We start from the raw sequence: 5,052 nt of genomic DNA, 5'->3' as shown, positions 1-5,052 counted from the left end.
TTCCTTTATAAATGGATTTTTAACGAACAATTATATCCCTCTAAACATTAAAACAATATTTTACGGTTAAAATTCATAAATATTTTAAGCGGGTTTTAAAATTTAAGCGTAGGCGGCTGAGCTAAAATTTTACTAAATTTCGCCGATTTTAAGACGAGCAAATTTTTAAAAAAGGATTTTTATGAAAATTTCGTCGCCCGTTTTAAATTTTAATCCGCCGCGTCCCGTTAGCTCGGGCGAAATTTCGGCGGTAGATAAAATTTCTGAAAATTTAGACGCAAAAGAGAGCGCGGTGCGAGCAGCGCACGAAATTTTAAACGAATACGCAAGCGCGATTTTGTCCAAAGCCGGCATTAACCAAATCGCCTCGCCCGGCGATCCCGCCCGCGCAAACGCGGTAGCCGCGAATTTTAACGGCGGCGCGGCGCAAATCTCCCCAGGAAGCGGCGCGCAGAGGTATTTTGAGGGCGCGAAGGATCATCTTTATTATATGAGCGAGACGCACAAGCTAAAATATAAAGACAAAGGCTTCGACGCCGCGAGGGAGATCTTCGCGCAAGATACGAAGGTTTTAAATATGACCGATTACGCGCGCTCGAAATGGCTAAAAACGGAGTTTGGAGAAGTAGAGCTGTTTTTAGATATTTTCGGCGACGGCGATAAGGCGGGAGTAGGTAAGATAACGGACAAAACGGCGCTTTTTAATTTAGATAGCAATAAAGACGGCGTACTAAACGGCGCGGACGAGTTTTTTACTAAGCTAAAAGCGCGCGGTTTCGATAAAAACGGCGATGAATACGTTATGAATTTAAGCGATCTTGTATCTGAAATTAACCTGCGAAAATTTATAAAAAAAGACGTCGTAAACTATAATCAAAAGGAGATCGACGCGCATAACGAGAGGGTAAAAATCACGAAACAAGGCGAATATTACGATACTAAAACGATCGATCAGCGCGTGTCTCATTACGCTTCAAACCCCAATACGCTGCTTGCGCCGAGCGAGCGCTATCAAAGATTAAGCGACGAGCGGCTGCGAAAATTTTTCGGCGCATATGCGGACAAGGACGGCTGGGTCGATCTGCGCGGTAAAAACGTCTTTCATAAAGATAGCGCTTTTAACAACTTTGCATACCTAAAAGCGGGCTTTGACGGCGAGGCGCATTTAAGCGAGTTTAACCCTATCGTTACGGGCTATGAAAACGAAGAGCCGGGAGCGGAGTTTAAATACGAAGAGCATCAGCGCCGAAATTTCTTTAAATTTTATAACGATTACGAGCACGAGCTCGCCCTTCACGAATCAAACGTCGCAAACATAGCCGCGCGGCTAAAAAGCTCCGGCGCGCGGGACGCGGACGAGCTGATTGCCAAGCTAGGCGCGAGCAAATCGGCGTATCTAGTCGCGATGGAAAACGAATTTGAAAAGGCGACGGGGCTAAAATTTAGCATGACTAATCTTAGCCGCGTAAGGAGCGAATTCGAGGCAAATCCGGCTCGCGCGGCGGCTAGGATGAAGGACGCCGATAGCGTCGTAGCGATGCGGCTAAACGAAAACGGCACCATTACGCTAAAAACCGACGGCGGACGCGAATTTGAAGTAAGCGAGCTTTTTTCGGATACGGGCGTGCTAAACGAACGCGTAAAAACGCCGCCGCAAACGCCGAAATTTAAAGCCTTCGCCGAGGTTTTGGGTAAAAATAAGATAGAAAATTTTAACGCCGATTTTAGCGGCGAGAAAAACGCCGCGCTAAAAGAATTCGGCGCGAAAAGCATAGAGGATTTTGCTAGGCGCTACGGCATAAGCCGCGCTCTGGCGGTAAGCAACGCTAACGCGGCGCAAACGGCGCAGATTTATAATTTGCGATTTCTTGAAATTTTAGAGCGGCTCGCAAGGGGCGGAACGAAATTTAGCCCCAAAGAGGGCGAAGCGACGCAAATTTTCTACGCAAAGCTAGACGCGCTAGCTTAAGGGCGAAATTTAGCCCTTTCCGGGCGTTTAAATTTACCCGCGCTCGTTCATCTTTATATAAATATGTAAAATATCTATCGCCGCGGGCGTGATACCGCTAATCTCGCTGGCGGCAAAGAGCGTCGGCGGATTAAAGGTTTCCAGTTTTTCGACCACTTCGTTGCTTAGCCCGCTGATACCGCGGAAGCTAAAGTCCTCTGGGATACGCACTTGCAGCATATCTTTCATGCGCTCTATTTGGCTTTTTTGCTCGGCGATGTAGTGCTGATACTTCGCCTCGACTAAAATTTGCTCTAAGCTTGCCTCGTCCATGCCGGCGAAAATTTCGTCTAAATTTTGCAGCTTTTCGCGCGTGAAGCTCTTGCGCGCTACGATTTTTTGCAGGCTTACGTTTTGGCTGATTATATCCTCGCCTAGGCTTTCTAAAAGGGCTAAATTTTGCTTTGAGGGCGTGATTACGGTTTGGTTTAGATGCGCTAGCCCACGCGCTAAATTTTGGCGGATTTTCTCGACTCTCTCGTACGTTTTAGCGTCTATTAGCCCAAGCTCTCGCCCATAGCCGCTAAGGCGCAGCACGGCGTTATCCTCGCGCAGCAGCAATCTATACTCGGCGCGCGAGGTAAACATGCGGTAGGGCTCTTTCGTGCCTTTGGTGACTAGATCATCGATCAAAACGCCGATGTACGCCTCGTCGCGGCGCAGCACGAGCGGCTCTTTGCCCTCAAGCGCGAGAGCTGCGTTTATGCCCGCCATCAGTCCCTGCGCGGCGGCCTCTTCGTAGCCCGTCGTGCCGTTGATTTGCCCTGCGAAATACAGCCCGCCGACGAGCTTGGTTTCTAGGCTGTGTTTTAGCTGCGTAGGCGGCGCGTAGTCGTACTCGATCGCGTAGCCGTGGCGCACGATGCGCGCGTTTTCAAAGCCCTTGACCGAGCGTAGCATCGCTACTTGCACGTCGTAAGGCAGGCTCGTAGAAAAGCCGTTGATGTAGTACTCCGTCGCGCTAGCCGTCTGCGGCTCGATAAAAAGATGATGCCTGTCGCGGTCGCCGAATCTATTTATCTTATCCTCGATACTCGGGCAGTAGCGCGGGCCTACGCCCTCTATCTGCCCCGTAAAAAGCGGCGCTTTGTCGAAATTCGAGCGGATAATCTCGTGCGTAGTCTCGTTGGTGTAGGCGATGTAGCAGGGTAGCTGCGTAGGCGCGAAGTCCTGCGTGCGGAAGCTAAACGGGACGGGATTTGCGTCGCCGTCTTGGACTTCAAGCACGCTAAAATCTATGCTTTTAGCGTCCACGCGGGGGCATGTTCCCGTTTTTAGCCGTCCTAGCGTAAAGCCGTGGTCTCTTAGGCTTTGGCTTAAATTTACCGAGCTAAATTCGCCCACGCGGCCGGCTTGAAGCTTGTTAAATCCGACGTGAATTAGCCCGTTTAAAAAAGTGCCCGTCGTGATGATGAGTTTGCCGGTTTTATACTCGTTGCCGAGGTGGGTTTTTACGCCCGATATCTGCCCGTTTTGCGTTAAAATTTGCGTCGCTATTTCTTGCGTGACGTCGAGATTTGGCGTATTTAGCAGTAAATTTCGCATATAGACGCGGTATCTATCCATGTCGATTTGAGCGCGGCTGCCGCGAACGGCGGGGCCTTTGCTCTCGTTTAGCACGCGAAACTGTATGCCTACGGCATCGGTCGTTAGCCCCATCTGCCCGCCCAGCGCGTCGAGTTCTTTTACCAGATGGCCTTTGGCTAGGCCGCCCACTGCGGGATTACAGCTAGTCGCGCCGATTTGCTCGGCTAGGATGGTGATTAGCAGGGTTTTTTTGCCCATTCTTGCGGGAGCTAGGCTAGCTTCGATACCCGCGTGACCGCCTCCGACGACGATGATGTCATATTCTTGCATTAAATTTACCTTTAAATTTGAAAAAATGCGAGATTTTAGCGAATTTAATCTAAAATTTTAAAATCCGTGAAGCCGTTTTAGCTCGGGATCTATCGGCTTTTTTTCGCCCGATTTCGTTACGCTTACGTAAGTCGCCGTAGCGCTGGTTACGTGCAGGCGCTCGCGAAATCCGCTCGCGTTTAGCCTAAGCGCGGTAACTTCGATTTGCGTCTTAATCGACGTTAGGCCCACGGCGATTATTTTGGCGTAGCAACTCACCACGTCGCCGATAAATACGGGCTGTTTAAAGATTATCTCTTGCATAGAGATGGTTACTACGCGTTCGGGCGCTACTTCGCGCGCGGCTTGAGCGCCTGCTAGGTCGATTTGGCTCATTATCCAGCCGCCGAAGATATTTCCCGCGCTGTTGGTGTCCTTAGGAAGCGCTACGAGCTTGATACGCGGTTCGCCGAAACTTTCTAAATTTTGCATTTTTATCCTTTAAAATTTTTGACCATTTTAGCCAAATTGTGATAAACTTTGCCGAAATTTAAGGAAAAATATGAACGATTTTAAGAGATTAAACGAGCTCGTTCGCGAGCAAAAGGCGCAAATAAACGCGCTTTATAACGATTTAAATTCGCCCTTGATAGAAGAAGCGCTTAGTATTTGCTCTAAAATTTGCGGGCGAGATTTTAAGGATAAGCCCTTTCGCGTAGCGATCGCCGCAAGGATAGCTTCTTTAAAACCCGATCCATTGGAAAACGAGCTAAAAAAGCTTGAAGTAAGCGAAAATTTACGGATTTTAGCGCGTGACGCGATGTTTGATTACGCGCGTAAAATTTACGAAGCCCGCCACGCCGAGCTAATCTCAAAAGCGCGCGACGAGCGCGTTTTAGACGAATTTTTCCAGGCGGTTTTAGAGGGCATGCACGAGACGGGGCTTGCGATGAATGCGTGGCAGAGGGCGTGGCAAGCGCGCATAATCGACGATACGAATAAGAAATTCGAGCGAAAATTTTCAAATTTAAGCGAAGCTAGCGAATTTATCCTAAAAAACGGTCTTTATCAAACGGACGAAAACGGCGAACGAGCCGACAGAAGCTACGGCGCGGTGGAAATTTCGCAAAATTTAAGCGGCGAAATTTATAGCTTCGTCCCTTACGCGCTTGCTTTTAAAGATGAGGTAAAAGCCGTAAATAACGCGC

Annotated in this window: 3 protein-coding genes and 1 pseudogene; 2 read left to right on the top strand and 2 right to left on the bottom strand. The window is 48.9% G+C overall.

Features of this window, described 5'->3' with window-relative positions:
* Positions 1 to 181: 181 nt before the first annotated feature.
* Positions 182 to 1,969, top strand: a complete 1,788-nt coding sequence (locus QZ147_RS08175) for a response regulator (RefSeq protein WP_295149147.1) — start codon at positions 182 to 184, stop codon at positions 1,967 to 1,969.
* Between the two features lie 33 nt (positions 1,970 to 2,002).
* On the opposite strand, the gene mnmG is transcribed toward QZ147_RS08175, so the two are convergent.
* Both mnmG and QZ147_RS08165 read right to left on the bottom strand, forming a co-directional pair.
* A complete protein-coding gene (gene mnmG / locus QZ147_RS08170; RefSeq protein WP_295149145.1) occupies positions 2,003 to 3,865 on the bottom strand; it encodes a tRNA uridine-5-carboxymethylaminomethyl(34) synthesis enzyme MnmG in 1,863 nt (620 codons plus the stop codon).
* A 57-nt stretch (positions 3,866 to 3,922) separates the two neighbouring features.
* The gene (locus tag QZ147_RS08165) at positions 3,923 to 4,336 is read right to left on the bottom strand and encodes an acyl-CoA thioesterase (protein ID WP_295149143.1); all 414 of its coding nucleotides are present in this window, start codon (positions 4,334 to 4,336) and stop codon (positions 3,923 to 3,925) included.
* Positions 4,337 to 4,406: 70 nt separating this feature from the next.
* Between QZ147_RS08165 and QZ147_RS08160 the strand changes: the two are divergent.
* Positions 4,407 to 5,052 (top strand): annotated as a pseudogene (locus QZ147_RS08160) (hypothetical protein); the annotation flags it as partial.

It is taken from the genome of uncultured Campylobacter sp. (assembly GCF_905371695.1).
GTDB lineage: Bacteria > Campylobacterota > Campylobacteria > Campylobacterales > Campylobacteraceae > Campylobacter_A.
Note: the sequence above shows the minus strand (reverse complement) of the source record. Positions and strands in the feature narration are given on the sequence as shown.